At 66.8% G+C, this 16,175-nt stretch carries 17 protein-coding genes and 1 pseudogene; 14 read left to right on the plus strand and 4 right to left on the minus strand.

Translation table 11 applies throughout. The annotated features are described in order from the left end of the window. The first annotated feature begins 479 nt into the window (after positions 1 to 479). The 6 genes from AC1RSI_RS12065 to AC1RSI_RS12090 are packed head-to-tail and all read left to right on the plus strand — an operon-like array spanning position 480 to position 6,766. Positions 480 to 1,577, plus strand: a complete 1,098-nt coding sequence (locus tag AC1RSI_RS12065; protein ID WP_291753573.1) for an alginate export family protein — start codon at positions 480 to 482, stop codon at positions 1,575 to 1,577. Between the two features lie 15 nt (positions 1,578 to 1,592). After that, positions 1,593 to 3,197 (plus strand): cbb3-type cytochrome c oxidase subunit I, encoded by a 1,605-nt coding sequence (locus AC1RSI_RS12070; protein ID WP_291753575.1) that lies wholly within the window; start codon positions 1,593 to 1,595, stop codon positions 3,195 to 3,197. Further along, on the plus strand, positions 3,194 to 3,814 hold the full coding sequence (locus AC1RSI_RS12075; protein ID WP_035305693.1) for a cbb3-type cytochrome c oxidase subunit II: 621 nt from the start codon (positions 3,194 to 3,196) through the stop codon (positions 3,812 to 3,814). The genes AC1RSI_RS12070 and AC1RSI_RS12075 overlap by 4 nt, the downstream gene beginning before the upstream one ends. Beyond that, positions 3,811 to 5,043 carry a c-type cytochrome gene (locus AC1RSI_RS12080; RefSeq protein WP_052004686.1) on the plus strand — a complete coding sequence of 411 codons (1,233 nt, stop codon included), beginning with the start codon at positions 3,811 to 3,813 and terminating at the stop codon, positions 5,041 to 5,043. Before AC1RSI_RS12075 ends, AC1RSI_RS12080 begins: the two co-directional genes overlap by 4 nt. Before the next feature lie 2 nt (positions 5,044 to 5,045). Next, positions 5,046 to 6,071: a c-type cytochrome gene (locus tag AC1RSI_RS12085; RefSeq protein ID WP_052004688.1), complete on the plus strand. Its 1,026-nt coding sequence runs from the start codon at positions 5,046 to 5,048 to the stop codon at positions 6,069 to 6,071. Next, a complete protein-coding gene (locus AC1RSI_RS12090) occupies positions 6,068 to 6,766 on the plus strand; it encodes a cation transporter (protein WP_291753578.1) in 699 nt (232 codons plus the stop codon). The genes AC1RSI_RS12085 and AC1RSI_RS12090 overlap by 4 nt, the downstream gene beginning before the upstream one ends. Before the next feature lie 405 nt (positions 6,767 to 7,171). On the opposite strand, the gene AC1RSI_RS12095 is transcribed toward AC1RSI_RS12090, so the two are convergent. The 3 genes from AC1RSI_RS12095 to AC1RSI_RS12105 form a co-directional block, all read right to left on the minus strand. Continuing rightward, positions 7,172 to 7,543, minus strand: coding sequence for a hypothetical protein (locus tag AC1RSI_RS12095; protein WP_447941218.1), 372 nt, complete (start codon positions 7,541 to 7,543; stop codon positions 7,172 to 7,174). Positions 7,544 to 7,641: 98 nt separating this feature from the next. Continuing rightward, positions 7,642 to 8,118: a hypothetical protein gene (locus AC1RSI_RS12100; RefSeq protein WP_291753582.1), complete on the minus strand. Its 477-nt coding sequence runs from the start codon at positions 8,116 to 8,118 to the stop codon at positions 7,642 to 7,644. Further along, a complete protein-coding gene (locus AC1RSI_RS12105; protein ID WP_291753584.1) occupies positions 8,115 to 8,786 on the minus strand; it encodes a LexA family transcriptional regulator in 672 nt (223 codons plus the stop codon). Before AC1RSI_RS12105 ends, AC1RSI_RS12100 begins: the two co-directional genes overlap by 4 nt. Before the next feature lie 82 nt (positions 8,787 to 8,868). Between AC1RSI_RS12105 and AC1RSI_RS12110 the strand changes: the two genes are divergently transcribed. The 8 genes and pseudogenes from AC1RSI_RS12110 to AC1RSI_RS12145 all read left to right on the plus strand — a co-directional run bounded on the left by AC1RSI_RS12110 (position 8,869) and on the right by AC1RSI_RS12145 (position 14,736). Next, positions 8,869 to 9,183: a helix-turn-helix domain-containing protein gene (locus AC1RSI_RS12110; RefSeq protein WP_291753587.1), complete on the plus strand. Its 315-nt coding sequence runs from the start codon at positions 8,869 to 8,871 to the stop codon at positions 9,181 to 9,183. A 2-nt stretch (positions 9,184 to 9,185) separates the two neighbouring features. Continuing rightward, positions 9,186 to 10,166, plus strand: a complete 981-nt coding sequence (locus AC1RSI_RS12115; RefSeq protein ID WP_447941219.1) for a ParB/RepB/Spo0J family partition protein — start codon at positions 9,186 to 9,188, stop codon at positions 10,164 to 10,166. Beyond that, positions 10,166 to 11,125, plus strand: coding sequence for a hypothetical protein (locus AC1RSI_RS12120; RefSeq protein ID WP_447941220.1), 960 nt, complete (start codon positions 10,166 to 10,168; stop codon positions 11,123 to 11,125). The genes AC1RSI_RS12115 and AC1RSI_RS12120 overlap by 1 nt, the downstream gene beginning before the upstream one ends. Further along, positions 11,122 to 11,367, plus strand: a complete 246-nt coding sequence (locus tag AC1RSI_RS12125; RefSeq protein ID WP_447941221.1) for a hypothetical protein — start codon at positions 11,122 to 11,124, stop codon at positions 11,365 to 11,367. The genes AC1RSI_RS12120 and AC1RSI_RS12125 overlap by 4 nt, the downstream gene beginning before the upstream one ends. Beyond that, positions 11,360 to 11,845, plus strand: a complete 486-nt coding sequence (locus AC1RSI_RS12130) for a hypothetical protein (protein ID WP_447941222.1) — start codon at positions 11,360 to 11,362, stop codon at positions 11,843 to 11,845. The genes AC1RSI_RS12125 and AC1RSI_RS12130 overlap by 8 nt, the downstream gene beginning before the upstream one ends. After that, positions 11,842 to 12,390, plus strand: coding sequence for a GcrA family cell cycle regulator (locus AC1RSI_RS12135; protein WP_447941223.1), 549 nt, complete (start codon positions 11,842 to 11,844; stop codon positions 12,388 to 12,390). The genes AC1RSI_RS12130 and AC1RSI_RS12135 overlap by 4 nt, the downstream gene beginning before the upstream one ends. After that, positions 12,387 to 13,637, plus strand: a pseudogene (locus tag AC1RSI_RS12140) (transposase domain-containing protein); the annotation flags it as partial. The gene AC1RSI_RS12135 and the pseudogene AC1RSI_RS12140, both read left to right, overlap by 4 nt. Positions 13,638 to 13,716: 79 nt before the next feature. Next, the gene (locus AC1RSI_RS12145) at positions 13,717 to 14,736 is read left to right on the plus strand and encodes an HAD-IC family P-type ATPase (RefSeq protein WP_447941224.1); all 1,020 of its coding nucleotides are present in this window, start codon (positions 13,717 to 13,719) and stop codon (positions 14,734 to 14,736) included. A 529-nt stretch (positions 14,737 to 15,265) separates the two neighbouring features. Here AC1RSI_RS12145 and AC1RSI_RS12150 read toward each other — a convergent pair. Next, complete coding sequence (locus AC1RSI_RS12150) at positions 15,266 to 16,087, minus strand: hypothetical protein (RefSeq protein WP_201463313.1); 822 nt, start codon at positions 16,085 to 16,087, stop codon at positions 15,266 to 15,268. Positions 16,088 to 16,175 lie beyond the last annotated feature (88 nt).

Consider the following 16,175-nt stretch of genomic DNA (forward strand, 5'->3'; position numbering starts at 1 on the left):
CCTGGTTCTTCGTGGCCGCCCCCGTCGCCGCCTTCGCCACCGACCGCCTCGCCATCCGGCGCGAGGAACGACACCTGACGGCCCTCTTCGGGCCAGCCTGGTCCGCCTACGCCGATCGCGTGGACCGCTGGTTTGGGCGGCGGATGCCGTCGCAATCACCTTAAGGCTGGCTTAAGCTTGGCCCGGCCTGTTGCGACAAAACGCAGCAGGAAACGACGATGGGAGACATCAAGAGGCCCGCGCCAACCACGGGAACGCTTGTCCGGTGCTGATGGGCCTCCTCATGAGCGGTGCGATCGCCGCCGCCGGGCAACCCACGGACGCCCAGGATAGCTGGCGCGTCTCCGGATCGGCGCGCGCGCGGGGAGAGACGCTGTCAGGCCAGTTTTGTCCGATGGCGGAGCCAAGCGACGCCGTCCTGACGACGCGGCTGACGCTGGCCGTCGAGCGGGATGTGGGTCACGTGACGTTCGGGCGAGGTGTTCGATTCGCGGGCGTTCGGGCAAGGTCCGCTGTCGTCGGTCGGCGTTGGCGAGGTCAATGCGCTGGAGTTGGTTCAGGCCTACGCCAAGATCCGTCTCGGCGCGCGACGTGAGCGGACACTGAAACTCGGCCGCTTCACCATGGATCTGGGTTCCAAGCGTTTCGTTTCTCGCCAGAATTTTCGCAACACCACCAACGCCTATACCGGCGCCCGTTTCGACACGCCCCTGGCCGACGGCGCGCTGACGGCCTTCTGGGTCATGCCGCAGGTGCGGTTGCCGGACGACAGGGCCGCCATCGAGGACAATCGGATCGCGTGGGATCGAGAGAGTTCCAACCTGCAGTTCGCCGGCCTGTTTTGGACTCGCGACCTCGGCCAGCGGCGGTCGCTCGACCTCTATGTCTACGGCCTGACCGAAAGCGATGACGCGGACCAGCAGGCCCGAAACCGCCGGCTGGCGACGCCCGGCGTCCGTTGGCGCCATTCGCCGGCGGCCGGGGCGTGGGATGTCGAGGTCGAGGCGGCGGCCCAGGTCGGTCAGGTCCGGCGCTCGGCCTCGCCCGCAGACACCCAGGATGTGGATGTCAGGGCGGGCTTCATTCATCTGGAGGCGGGACGTACCTTCGCCCACGACTGGTCGCCGAGACTCGCCGCCCAGTTCGACAATGTCACGGGCGATGGGGGACGGGGCGACTATGGCCGGTTCGACACCCTGTACGGCGCACGCCGCTTCGAGTTCGGCCCCGCCGGTCTCTACGGCCCGGTCTCGCGCGCCAACCTCGTGTCGCCCGGCGTTCGCCTCGAGGTAAAGCCCGACCGCAAGCTGGACGGCTTCGTCGCGGTGCGGGGCCTGTGGTTGGAAGACGCGCGCGACAGTCTGGGCGCGACGGGGGTCATCGACCCGTCGAGCGACAGCGGCCGCTTTGGCGGAACTCAGATCGAGGCGCGGGTCCGCTACAAGCTGACCCCCGACGTCACTCTGGAGACCGGCGGCGCCCGGCTCTTCAAGGGCGGCGCCCTGACCGATGCCCCGAACGCGCCGGCGACCGCCGACACCACCTACGGCTATGTGGACGTGACCTATGCCTTCTGACAGAGTCCTCGCCCCATGTCGCTGACCATCGGCCTCCTGCTGGCGCTCAGCTTCCTCGTGTCCTTGCTGGCCCTCGCCTTTCTGATCTGGGCGGTGACGAACCGGCAGCTCCAACTACACCAGGGCCAGGCCTACACCGTCTTCACGCCCGGCGAGGCGGGCACGCCCGACGATGCGACGATGGCCGGCGAGGACACCCAGTCCGTCGGGCCGCATCACTATGACACCGAGCGCGAGGGCATCGATGCGGTCTCGCGCCGCCCCGTGATGATCCTGATCGGCAGCGGCATCACCTGGCTGGTCATCGGCTCCATTTTCGGCCTGATGGCCTCGCTGAAGCTGCACTGGCCGGACTGGCTGACGAACGTCGCGCCGCTGACCTTTGGCCGGGTCCGCACGCTTCATCTGAATCTCGTGATCTATGGCTGGCTGTCGATGACCGGCATCGGCGTGGCGCTCTGGATCGCCCCGCGCATCTTTCATACGGAGCTGCGACATCCCCGACTGCCTGTGATCGGGGCCGTGCTCTGGAACATCGCCGTGGCCTGCGGCGCTCTGGCGATCGCCTCGGGCTGGACGGATGGCGAGGAATGGCTGGAGATCCCCTGGCAGATCGATGGGCTGTTGGCCCTGGCCGGGGCCTTCTTCGTCTGGCCGCTTCTCCACACAGCACTACGGCGCAACGTGGACCACATCTATGTGACCGGTTGGTACTATCTCGGGGCGCTGTGCTGGTTCCCCTTTCTGTTCTTCATCGCCAATCTGCCGGGCATCCATTCGGGCGTGCAGGAGGCGACGGTCAACTGGTGGTTCGCCCACAATGTCCTGGGGCTCTGGCTGACCCCGCTGGGCGTTGGCGCGGCCTATTATTTCATTCCCAAGATCATCGGCAAACCCATCTACTCCTACAGCCTGTCGCTGCTCGGCTTCTGGGCGCTCGCCTTGTTCTACAGTCAGGTCGGCATCCACCATCTGATCGGCGGTCCGGTGCCGACCTGGGTGGTGACCCTGTCGATCGTCCACAGTGTGATGATGTTCGTTCCGGTGATCGCCGTGGCCATCAACCAGCACGTCACGGTCGCCCGCAACCTGTGGGCCTTCAAGGCCTCGGTCCCTCTGCGGTTCATCTCGCTGGGGGCGGTCATGTATACCCTGGCGTCCTTCCAGGGGTCGATCGAAGCCTTGCGCACGATCAATACCGTGACCCACTTCACCCAATACACGGTCGGGCACGCCCATCTCGGCGCCTATGGTTTTGTGTCCTTCATACTGTTCGGCGCGGTCTACCACATGGGCCCGCGACTGACGGGACGGCAGTGGCCCGAACCGGCCCTGATCAAGGCCCATTTCTGGCTCGTGGTCATCGGCTTCGCCATCTACTTCTTCGCCCTGACCATCGGCGGCGTGCTGCAGGGTCTGGCCATGCTGGACGCGACGCGCCCCTTCGCCGACAGCGTCACCGTCCTGGCGCCCTATCTTGAGGCCCGGTCTGTCGGCGGCGGGCTGATGACCCTGGGTCACCTCATCTTCGCGGGCCATTTCATAGCCCTGCTGGCCAAGGGCCGCGCGCCCCAGGCCGGGGCCGTCCCCACCGACACCGTTCCGGCGACCACAGCATGAACCGCGTCATTCCTCTGGGCGTCCTCGCCCTCGCCATCCTGGCCTTCGCCACCCTGATGCTGGTCATCCTTCCCGGCATCCAGATCCGCGAGCAAGCGCCCACGCCGGGTCTGCTGCCCTACACGGAGGCGGAGCTTCGGGGACGGGCGGCCTATGTCTCCGAAGGCTGCGTCTATTGTCACAGCCAGCAGCCCCGCGCCCTGGACCAGGCGCCGGACAGCGAACGCGGCTGGGGCCGGGCCGCGGTGGCCTCCGACTATTTCTACGACCAGCCCCATCAACTGGGCACCATGCGCACCGGGCCGGATCTCCAGAATGTGGGCGCGCGACTGCCGAGCGAAGCCTGGCACATGACCCACCTCTATCAGCCGCGCGCGATCTACGACTGGAGCATCATGCCGGCCTATCCTTATCTGTTCGAGGTCAAGGACAAGGCGGCGCCGGGCGACGTTGTCGTTGCGCTGCCGGAACGCTATGCGCCCAAGGGCAAGGTCGTCGTGGCCAGACCGCAGGCGCGCGACCTCGTGGCCTATCTGCGCAGCCTGGACCGGACCTTCCCTGCCCCGCCCACGGCCGTCCGCGACGACGGATACAGCGAAAAGGGCGAGCCGAAATGATCCGCAAAAGGCCGCCTGACGCCCCTCGGCCCCGCGAACCGGACGAGGCCTTCGAACCCTACGAGGAATTCCGGCGCATTCCGCTGCCGGTCTACTGGATCGCCATCGCCCTGGCGATCTGGGGCGCGGTCACCTTGTGGGACAACGCCCAGGCGGTCAGCGTCGGGCGAGAAGAACGCGCCGAGCAGATCGAGGACATCCCCGCCCTCGCCTTGAACAGCGGCGCTCAGGTCTTCGAGGCGCGGTGTTCGACCTGCCATCAGCCCAACGCCGTGGGCGTGCGCAGCGCCATCCCGCCGCTGGCGGGATCCCGGTTCGTCGCCGCCGATCCGGCCGTCATCGTGCAGATCCTGCTGCATGGGATCGACGGCCCGATCGATGTCGGCGGCAAGGTCTTCGACGGCCATATGCCGAGCTTCGCAAGCGTGCTGTCCGACGCCCAATTGGCGCGGGTCGCCACCCATGTCCGCCAGACCTGGGGCGGCGATGACCAAGAGATCACGCCCGCCTTCGTGACGGCGCAGCGCGACCGCTTCCCCGGCCGCGGGGCCTGGCGCGGAGGCGAGGAGCTGGCTCGGGTCGTCGATCCCGGATTGGCGCCTCAACCTCCGGTCGGACCTGTCCGGATCTTCAGTTTCGACGATCCTGGCGTGATGCGTCTGGTCACAGAGGGCCGAGGCGAAGCCTGGGCCTGCGCCTCCTGTCACGGCGCCGCCGGCGAGGGCGGCGCCAACGTGCCCCGACTGGCAGGTCTGCCCGAGGGTTACATCGTCAAACAGCTGCAGGACTATGTCTCGGGCCGCCGTCGCAATGAGACCATGCAGACCGTCGCCGGCGCCCTGAGCGACGCCGACCGACGCGGCCTCGCGCGATACTATTCGGCCCTGCGCACGCCCTCCACAGCGCGGCCGGAGCTTGGCGGCGGACTGAAGCGTGGCGAGCAGCTGGCGCTGTATGGCGACTGGTCCAAGAACCTTCCCGCCTGTTTCAGTTGCCATGGCCCCTCGGGCTTCGGCGTGGCGCCGAACTTCCCCTCCCTGGCGGCCCAGCATCCCGCCTATACGGCCTCGCAGCTGGCCGCTTGGGTCGGGGGGCAGCGCGACAACTCTGACGTCCAGCTGATGAACGAGGTCGCACGCAATCTGTCCGACGCGGACCGACGCGCGATCGCCGACTATCTGGCGACCCTTCCGCCGGTGCCGGCCGCTTCCGATGATGAAAGGCGATGACCATGGATGACGACGCTCCGCCTCCCGCACCGCAGGATCGGCCCGCCAAGGGCCGGTTCGCCCGTGACGTGATCTATGCCGTCGGCGGCGGCTTCGCCCTGTTCGCCATCGCCGCCTACGCCTTTGACGCGGGCTGGCTGCGGGATCGCAAGGCTGGCGAGGCCGACGGCGACAGGAACGTCCACGCAGCCCTGTTCCAGCCGCCGCCGGACAGCGCCATCCCCGACGGGCCGGAAGGCGATGCGATCCGGCGCGGCCAGGCGATCTTCATGAACACCTCGGCCAATGCCTCGGATTTTGTCGGCAACAATCTTTCGTGCTCGAACTGCCACCTCGACGGCGGTCGACGGGCCAACTCGGCGCCCATGTGGGCCGCCTGGACCGTCTATCCCAAATACCGTTCCAAGAATAAGCAGATCAACACCATGGAAGATCGGGTGAAGGGCTGTTTCACCTATTCGATGAACGCCCAGCATTCGCCGACCGGCGGCCCGCCGCCGGCCGGTCACGACGTCTACAAGGACCTGCAAATCTATATGCACTGGCTCGCCACCGGAGCCCCGACGGGCCAAGACTTGGAGGGCGCCGGCTATCCGGAGCTTGAAAAGACCGCGGCGGGTTACGACCCGGCGCGCGGGAGCCGGGTCTACGCCGCCAACTGCGCGACCTGCCATGGTGCGGACGGCCAGGGGCAGTACGACCTGAATGGACGGCCGGTCTTCCCGGCGCTCTGGGGCCCGCGGTCCTATAACTGGGGCGCCGGCATGGCGCGGGTGAACACCGCCGCCGGCTTCATCAAGGCCAATATGCCGCTCGGCCAGAGCGATCGTCTCACAGACCAGCAGGCCTGGGACGTCGCCGCCTTCATCAACAGCCACGAGCGCCCCAAGGATCCCCGCCAGACCGGGACAGTGCAGGAGACGGCCCAAAAGAACCACAGCGGCGAGGAGACGTTTTACGGGCGCACCTACCAGGGCCGTCTGATCGGGGTGGGCACGCCTGAACCGGCCGCTCGCGCCCGGCCTTGAGCGCAGACCCCCGCCAGCAGCTGTTCGCCGTGGACGGCCTCTTCTGCGGCGGGTGCGCGCGCGGTCTAGAGCGTCGGCTTGGCGAAACCGACGGCGTCCTCCTGGCCCGGGTCCACCACCTTTCCGCCTCGGCCCTGGTGCGATGGGACACACAGCGCTGCGATACCGCTCATCTTCGCGCCGTCGTCCGTCAGGCCGGCTATCGCCTGATCGAGCGCGCCGACCCTCAGGATGCGGTGGACCGGTTCGACGGTCAAATCCGCCAGTTGACGCTCAGGCTCGCCGTGTCGGTGGCCTTCGGCATGTGGGCGATGGTCGCAGCGATCGTGATCTATGTGACTCCGAGCCTCGGCGCGAACCTCGGCTGGAGGCTGGCTATCGCCAGCGGTCTGCTGGCCTCGCCGGTGCTTCTCTATGGCGGTTGGGACATCGGCCGCATGGCGATCCGATCCCTGCGTCTCCGCGCGCCCGGGCTCGACCTCCTGGTCACGCTCGGCGTTCTGGGCGCCGTGGCGGCCTCGCTCGTTCATCTGGGGGCCGGCGATCGCCACGTCTACTTCGACACGGCGGTCATGCTGATCACCCTGCTGCTGACCGGACGTCTGATCGAGACCCATATCCGCCGCAGGGCCGCCCAGGGCGTGGTGGCTGTGGGGAGACACTTGATACCGGAGTCCGGGATAAGGCTGGACTGAACGGGATGAGGTGGGACGAAACCCAGTGACGACGTGTGTTTGGCCTGATGAAGGCAAAAAAATCGGGGGCGGGTCGAGGGCGCGTCGAAATGGGCGATTTGGCCGTTTCGGGCTTGTTAGACAGTACAATCCGAAGTGCGGATTAGACGTTGGAGGGGCCTTCCAGGGTCGATAAGGGACAAGGCGCTGAAACCCAGCTGCGGCGGGCGTCGAACGGGCTTGAATGGGCCGTTTGAAGGGGCGTCGAGGCGCTGTCGATGACGGTTCGAACGGGAAGGAAAGTGGGAAGTTAAGTGGGAAGTCTGCTTCCCACTTAGGATTCGACTTCCCACTTAGCTCAAATGCCCGCTCTGCCTGGCTTTCGTCCGTCCAAGGCGTCGCGAGATCGCCGTTTTAAGTGGGAAGTCACCAGGGCGCCGCGCGAGGCTTGTCGGCCGACGGTTCGAGACCGTGAAGGGCGCAGGCGTCGAGCACGTCCTGGGTTAGGACCAGGTCGATCCAGTGGGCGCCGTAGACGGCGCGGGACTGAAAGACGATCCGGCCGCTGCAGCGTTGTTCGTGGTTCTCGACGTAGGTCTTGCAGCGCGGATGAGCGCCCCAGAGGATGAAGTTTGGCCCCCTGGCCTTGGCGATGGCGGTCAGGTCGGCGTGCTGGCGGACGCCGCACCGGCGGCAGTTGGCGACCACCGTCCAGCCGTGTTGGGCGAAATGGCCCACCGACAGAGCCAGCAGCGGATGCGGCCCGACGGCGACGTTGTTTGGATTGCGCTGGCCCAAAGCGGGAACTCGTCAGTTGGTCGCCAGACCCAACAGGACGCTAGCCCATAGGAATATCTTCCGGCAAGCTTCGCTGATCGACTATCGGCAGTCGGTCATCAGCGCTGGGGATTGTCGCCGCGCAAGATCAGCCGGGGGTCCGTTCGGTTTTGGCAAGCCTGGGCTTCCGAGGCCTTGAACTGCGGGCTTCCAGCGAGATGAGCCGTCTCGCCATCGGTGGAATAGAAAACTTCGCTGCCAGCGTAGGCGCCATAGGCGTTCCGGCCATTGACGGTTCCACAAATCGTCACGAGGTCGGGCGTCCAGACTTCTCCCCATATAGGGTCGGTTGGGTCGCGCAGCTGCTGACCGGCGCTGGCCTTCACCTGGCGTCCGCGCTGATCGAGGGCGGATTCTAGACCGGGAAGCGCCAGCAACTCAGATCGGTCGATCGGTTTGCCGTATCTCGCCTCTCCCTGTGCGAGCGTGAGCGCTAGGTCGGCGTTCTTCACGTCGCTGCTAGAGGTCCAGTCAGAACACGAGGCGAGAAGCCCTGCAGCGGCGGCGATGATGGCGTTCAGGACTACAGGTTTCAAGAAATGACCCTTCCGAACCAGCGAAGGCGACCGATCACATTCAAACGAGCCATGTCTTCACCCTCCAGTCGCTCTTCAGGATAGGTCGCGTTGTCGGAAGAGATCGTAACGCCGGTCATCGTCCGTCGAAAGCGTTTCACCCTGGCTTCGTCGTCCAGAAGGAAGGCGAACACGCCGTCTCGGATGCGCGTGTCGTTCTCATCAATCAAAACTAGGTCGCCGTCATGGATGAGCGGCTCCATCGAATCGCCCGCTGCTTCCAGCACGGAGAGGCCTGTTGCCGAGCTGCGGCCCAGCCGCTTGAGCAGAAATGATCGGGTGAACGGGATTTCGTCCTGCTTTCGGCGTCCGTCGTTCCAGCTGCCAGCGCCGGCGGCAAGCGTCGCATTGTAGCGCGGAATTTTGACCATGTCGTCGCCGATTGATTCGCCGTCGCCTCGTCCGAATACAAGCCAGTCGAGCGTAACGCCCGCCGTTTCAGCGATCCGCGCGACGATGTCGAGCCGGTGGCCCGAGGCGCCCTTGGCGCTCAGATATTTCGAAATCAGTCCGCTGGACACGCCTGCTCGCCGCGCGAAGACGCTTGGCTTTTCAGGGAAAATTGCATCCGCCAGTCGTCTGGCGAACCCGTCGAAGTCGAAGCCTGGGTCAAGATCTTGATCGGTCATCTTTTCACGACAGTGCGGAAACGACTTGCAAGCTCACGAACGTTCGTGCATTGCTGTCACGAACGTGAGAAATGGGTTCAAGATGGTGAATTTCGACGCCGCCAAGACCTCCGATGGAGGTTGGCACCCCGAAATCATAAAAACCGCTGTGCGCTTGAAGGGCATGACGCTCACCAAACTCGCTATAGACGCGGGCCTGCCTGAAGGTACTTGCCGCATTTCCCTGAACCGCCCGCACGTAGAGGGCGACAGGGTGATCGCTTCTTTCCTGAAGGTTCCCCTTTCTGAGTTATGGCCGTCTCGCTACGACGACGCTGGCAATGCCATTCGTCACGAACGTGACAATACTACTCGCGAACGTGACGTAACGCATCGTCTAATCGTCGGGGCCGCTTAGACATGAGCGCCCAGGACATCGTGCGGCCCGCGCTCGCCCAAGCCGATTCACCATCTTCGGAAACCAAGAAGGCCGACCACGCCCTGGCCGGGATGACCCCGCATTTTGAGGTCGAGGCCGTGACGGTCGAACTGAGGCTGTCGCTGATCGACGTCCGTGATCGGTTGCGTCCGGTCCGACAGTCGGCGGTGGACGATCTGATCGTGGCTTTGACCGAGGGGGTGCTGGGGCACCCCATCACGGTCCGTCCCGTCGAGGGACGGTTTGAGCTGGTGATCGGCGCGCACCGTCTGGAAGCCTATCGCCAGATGGGGCGGCTGAAGATTCCGGCCATCGTTCGTTCGTTGAGCGCGTTGGAGGCGCGTCAGCTGGAAATCGACGAGAACCTGGTCCGCGCGGGCCTGACGGCATTGGAACGGCTGACGTTCATGGCCGAGCGGATCGAAACCTGGGCGGCGCGCAATCCCGACAAAGTCGTCATGGACGCAAGTCAGCCGATCAAGCAGCGGGGCCGCCCGCCGCGCAATTATATCAAGTTGAAAGAAATCCCGGGCTTCGTCCCGGCGACGATGGGGTTCGCGGCTGAAACGGCTCGCGAAACTCGGATGTCCGCCATCAGCGTGTACCGTGCGACTGCGTCGCTCGCGGGCCTTCCTGTGGCTGTTCGGGACCGCCTCCACGGCACTTGGATCGCAGGAAGCGACGCGGCGCTGCGCCAGTTGGCGGGGATCGGCGAGGCCGAGGAACAGGCGAGGGTCATCGACCTGATGCTGGCCGGAAAGACCAAGAATGTGGCCGAGGCGCGCGCCCTGGCGGCCGGCGTGGTTCCGGCGGCGAAAACTGCGCCTTCGAACACAGTTCAACGCGACTTCGAGAAGGCCTGGAAGGCGGCGACGCCCAGCCAGAGAGACGCCCTGCTGCATTGGCTGGCCGGTCAACGGCTGCCCCAGGGCTGGACGATCCTCAAACAGGGAGAAGGGTGATGCGCCGTCTTTCGGGCCTGACGGCCGACCAGTGCGCAGTGGGGTTGGTTGCGGCCGCGCGGCGCCTAAGCGTGGATCCGCTGGAGGTCTTCGGCGGACGGCAGGTCCGCTGCGCTACGATGGTGCGCCAGGCGGTCGGGGTGGTGGTGATCGGCGGCGCGGCGCGCTCGCCGGGGCTGACCAACGCCGTCGCCCGCATCCTGGCGATCCGGCTGATCAGGCTGGCCCCCAGCTCTCTTAAGGCGGAGAAGATGTTGGCGGCGTCCCAGGATGCGGCCCTGGCCATGTTCGAGGCCGGTTTCAACCCCGACGCGGTCAATGTCGGGTGCGAGCCAAAGCCGAGGACGGCTCGGCGCCGGCCCGCGCCGGCCGCCGCGCCTCATTGGCCTGAGCCGGCGCCGCGCCGCTTTGAGGTCGAGACCCTGCCCGAGCCCGTTCGCCTGAAGCTGGAGCGGTGGCTGAAGGCGTTCAACGTCGGGGAAATGACGCTGAACCTCGTCAAGCTGCGGCTGATGGCGGCGATGACGGTAGCAGGGCTGGACGAGGCCCTGTGTCCCTTGTTCCCGGCCCTGCAACGCGCCGCGAAAGTGCTGAGACAGAAGGCGGCAGACCAAAAGCCGCCGATCACCGTCCGCGCGGTCGAGACCGCCCAGGTCGAGACGCTGCCCACGCCCGACGGCCTGGGCGAGCTGGCCGAACGGGTCGAGGCGATGCGGGCGGCTGCGGCGCGCCGGGTCTATCGACCCGTGCTTGAGCCCGAACCCGTGCGTATGCCGGATGTCCGATACGGCGCGCTCGATCCCAAACCGCTGGATCTCGGCGCCGCCGACGGCCGACTGGTCGCGGCCTGCGTGGCCCAGGGTGGTTTTCCGCGCGCGGTGCAGATCAAGCCCGGCGTCACGGTCTGGGCCGATCACGCCGACAGGCCCTGGCGGTTCCGTCCCGAGGTTTCGGCATGAGCGCGCCGAGCTTCATGCCGATCGGCGCGGATGTGGTGCTTTTCAACGTCCAGGCCGGGCGCAGCGCCTGGGCAGGGTGGGAGGGCGCACACGGCGCCCGGACCGCCGAAGGAATCGACGCCTATGCGGCGCGGGCGGCGGCCATCCGCGCCTGTCGCGAGGCCGGGCTGCTGGACGCCGAAGGTCTGCTGACGCCGGCCGGGCTGGCCACCTTGCGAAGCCTCGAGGCCGCGCATGGCTAAGGATCGTCGCGACCGCAACACCCACGATCTGTTCGACCACGAACGCCTGTTCCCGGTCGAGACGCCGCGAGAGCTGGAGAACGCGCTCGATTTCAACGCCCGTATCGCCCAGGCCATGAGCCGGGCCTGTCGCGAGGCCGCAGAGGCCGGTCACGACCGGTTCGCCATCGCGGCGCGCATGTCGGCCATCCTGGGCACCGAGGTCACCAAGGGGATGATCGACGCCTACTGCAGCCAGGCGCGCGAGACCCACACGATCAGCCTGGCCCGGTTCAAGGCCTTCGTCCGCGCCTCGGGCTGTTTGTGGCTGTGGAACGTCGTCCTGGACGGTGAAGGGGTGACCCTGATGCAGGGCGAGGAAGCCCGCCACGCCCAAGCCAGCTTGGCGCGCAAGCGCGCCCAGGCCCTGCTGGACGAAGCCAAACGTCTGGAGCGCGACGCTCCGCTCATCATCAACCGACGTCGGGGGACGCGATGACCTGGTCGGACGCCGCAATTGCGACGCTGAAGACACTGTGGCTGGCCGGTGAATCCGCCGCCTATATCGCCCGCCAGTTGGGCAAGGACGTGAGCCGTTCCGCCGTCCTGGGCAAGATTCACCGTCTGGGCCTGGACCGGAGACCCGGCGTCAAGCGCGGGCCGGCGATCGTTTCCAAGCCCGTTCGGTTGAAGGCCGCACCGATGGCTTTCGCCCCGCCTCGGCCGGAGGCCGTCGCGGCCCTGCAGGCCGCCGCCTGTGCAGCGCCGGTGATCGAGCCCGAGCGGTTCGACCCGACCAGGGCCAAGCCCCTGCTGGAACGCGGTCCGCGCGAATGCTGCTGGCCCGTCGGCGCGCCGGACCCGGTACGCGGGCAGCTGTTCTGCTGCGCTCCGACAGGCTTCCGTCAGAGCTATTGCGAGGACCATGGGACGTCGAACGGCAAGGCGCTGAAGTCGATCCGGCTTCGTTCCGACCCGCGCGTCCAGCGCCCACGTCGTGAGCGCCTGGAATGCGACGCCGAGCTGACGGAGCTGCTGGCATGAGTTGCGCCTTCGTCATCACTGATACGCCTTCATCTCTCGGGATCGGGACCACGGCGCCTTCGGAATGGTTCACCCTGGCCGAGCTGGCCGCCCTGGACCTGCCTGGTCTGCCGCGCACCAAGCGCGGCCTGCTGAACGTCGCCCAGCGCGACGGCTGGGACCATCGCCAGGACGAGGAGGGCGCGCCGCTGGCGCGGCGGCGTCGGGCGCGGGGCGGCGGTACGGAGTACCACCTGTCGGTTCTGCCCGAGGCGGCCAAGGTCAAGCTGATGGCGCGGGCAGGATCAGGGCCTCGCCCGAAGACGGCCGCGCCGTCCGCCGACAGCCGCGAGAGCGCCTGGGCGCGCTACGACCGACTGCCGGCGTCGATGAAGTCGGCGGCGAAGGATCGGCTGGAAATCATCCAGAGGGTCGAGCAACTGATGCGGGCAGGCCTGTCCAAGACCAGGGCGTGCGAGACCGTAACGGCCCAGGCGCTGAGGGAGGCGCGGGCGCGCGGCGAGAGCAAGCGGCCGTTCGGCCTGACCGCGCTGAACGACTGGTTCAGTCGGATCGCCGGCGTGGATTCATCCGACCGGCTGGCCTATCTGGCCCCGCACTACGTCGGACGGACGTCGCTCGCGGACTGTTCGGATGAGGCCTGGCTGATGTTCCGCTCGGAATATCTGACCAACAGCCGCCAGTCGGCCGAGGCGGCCCACGCCAAGGTCGCCGTCCTGGGCGAGGAACGCGGCTGGACCGTGCCGTCGTGCAAGACCCTGCTGGCGCGGACCCGGCGGGAGATCGATCCGGTCACCCTGGTCTATCTGCGCGAGGGCGAGCCCGGTCTGGAGCGGCGCTTCCCGACGCCCCGTCGTTCGGTGGCGGATCTCGACATTCTGCATGCCGTCAATGTGGACGGGCACGAACTGGACATCATGGTCGAGTGGGCCGACGGCACGGTCAGCCGGCCGATGATGATCGCCATCCAGGACGTGTTCAGCCGCCGCATGCTGGTGACCCAGATCGGCAGGTCGGAATCAACCGACCTGATCCGGCGCGCCTTCGCCAAGCTGTTTTCGGTCCACGGCATTCCCCAGGTCGTCACCTTCGACAACGGCCGGGCCTTTGCGTCCAAATGGCTGACGGGCGGCAATCCCACCCGATACCGGTTCACGATCCGCCCCGAAGACCCGATCGGCCTGCTGGGTCAGCTGGGTTGCGAGGTGCATTTCACCAATCCCTTCTCGGGGCGTTCGAAGCCCATCGAGCGGGGGTTCCGCGACTTCGCCGACCCAGGGCCTGATCCTGGCGGCCGTCCTGGTGACGGCAGCGACGCTGGCGGTTATGGCCGACGGGGGCGAGGCGGTGATGCGCGGCCTGGTCGTGCTCCTGGCGGCCTGCCCCTGCGCCCTGGCCCTGGCCGCGCCCCTGGCGCAGGCGCGGCTCTCGGCCAAGGCCGCCGGGCACGGTCTGCGGTTTTCCGATCCCGGCGTCGTCGATCGCATGGCCGGGCTGCGCACCGCCTTTCTGGACAAGACCGGGACCCTGACCCTGGGCCGCCTCGAGGTGGTCGCCGTCGACCCCTGCCCCGGCTGGTCTGTGGCGCAGGTGCTGGACCTGGCGGCGCGTGCGGAGACCGGCATCGCCCATCCCCTTGCGCAGGCCGTCGTCGCCGCCGCGTCGATCGGCGACGCGGTCGTCGTCGGCGGTCAACGCCTGGATCGCGGCGCCGAGACGACGCTGGCGGACGGAACCCACGTCCATGTCGGCGGCGTCGCTAGTTTGCAGGGAGAAACCCGTCTTCGGGTCACCGTGGATGGTCTCGCGGTCGGCGACCTTCTGCTCGCCGATGCGCTGGACCCCAGCGCCGCCGACGGTGTGGCGCAGCTCAAACGGCGAGGATTGCGGGTCGCCATGGCCACCGGCGACGCCGACGGGCCGGCCCTGGCGGTCGCGCAGCGGATCGGCCTGGACGCCGCTGCGGTCCACTGGGGCTGCACCCCCGCCGACAAGGCCGACAGGATCAGGAACACGAGAGGACCTGTGCTCTTCGTCGGCGACGGCGTGAACGACGCCCCCGCCCTGACCGCCGCCGCCTGCGGGGTCTCGGTGGCCCGGGCGCATCCGGCCGCCGCGGCCACGGCGGCGATCGTCATCCTCGAAGGGGGTCTTGAACAGGTCGACGTGGCGCTAAGCCTGGCCGCCGAGACACGCCGCAAAATCCGCCAGAATGTCGTCCTCGCCCTCGCCTACAACATCATCGTCCTGCCCCTGGCGGCTTTGGGCCTGCTTTCTCCCTTGGGGGCCGCAATCGCCATGACCGCGAGTTCCCTGCTGGTGCTGCTGAATGCGTTGCGAGATTGACCGACGGGGCAGTCCGGGGGCCATCCGCCCTCGGCGCCGGACGAACACCGACACCTCATGTCTTGCGTTGAGCGCCGGTTTCGACCCAGCACGGCTGTGGGATTTCGATAGAGGGCCTTTCGCGCGGGCGCTCGGACGACGGGGAACGTCCGGCGATCCTCAGATCTGGAGCCAAGAGACGCCAATGGCTCGGCAGCGATCGCGGGGAAGATGTTGAGCGGAGCACGCTTGTTTCTAGCCCGCCGCTACGAACGATCTGATGGCGATTGCCATGGAGTTCCGCTCAGCAGCCTGCGCCAAAAGTCCGTTCTGCGAATTGGGCGCCCTAAGTCTGATCCGCACGATCCCATCCGCGCATGATGACCCCCTACTCGACGTCAAGATATGCTGATCGCGCATGCCGTCATCCTCCCGCCGAGCGCAGTCAGGAGGATGTGCCCCGGCTTCTTCGGCGCAGCGGTCAGATTCGCTCCGCCGAAAAGACATATATTCATTGGGCGTCACCCGTGGTTGTCTCGATCTGCGCCGGTTAGGGCGCCGCCTGTCGAGGCGCGACCAGCTTAGGGAAGTAGGGCGGCGGCTTGCAGGGCGCGCCGGCGATCAGCGGATGCACCTTGGCGAGTTTCACACCGAGGCATTGCGTTACGAAATCGCCCGCGTCATAGGCCCCTGGCGCGCCTTCAAATGACTGGTGGTGATAGACGGCGTTTCGCGCATCCCGGATGCGGTCGAGCCAAGTCACCGCGAGTTGCTTCGGAACCATTTGCCCCTTGAAGACGAACTTGGGCGCGAAGAGCGACCAGTGGTCCTCAATCAGGAAGACGAGGTGTCCGAAGTCGCAGGCTGTCAGGAGCTCGTTCCCGGTGCGAAAGCTGGTGACCGCGACCTTCTTGTCGATCAGGGACTGCAGGATTCGCCCCATTCGGTAGGGAATCTCGCGGTTGACGTCGACGTTGCCGATGCGCGTCACCGACCGGGGATCCCACGCGCTCGACATCAGCCCTTTGAGTACAGGGTTCCACCAACCTTGGATGCCGTAGTGGGTCTCCAGCTCGACGGCGAGGCTCGCGCGCAGGGCGGTCTCGACCGTGTGGAACATCGGGAACATCTGAGCGTGCTCAGCGACCTTGCGATTGTAGATTCGGTAGATCGCGTCGCGGATATCGCCCTCAGCCGGTTCTTCCGGCAGCTTCTTTTTCGCGGTCGCCGCGATCTCCTGGATGGCGCCGCTCAAAAGCTGCGAGCTGACGACCGACAGGTCCGTTCGGAGACGGTCGATTACGGCTTGGTCGGGTCGCTGCGGCAGGGCGTCGATGAGGGCGTTCAGGGATTCTGTGATAGACTTGGTCACGCGCCGACGCCCCCGCTCCAGCCCGGCGCATTGACGAACCGGGAAACAAACCTCATATTCACGGCACTCCAGCCACGTCGTTCCGTGG

The sequence above is a fragment of the Brevundimonas sp. GW821-FHT10E09 genome, assembly GCF_058809375.1.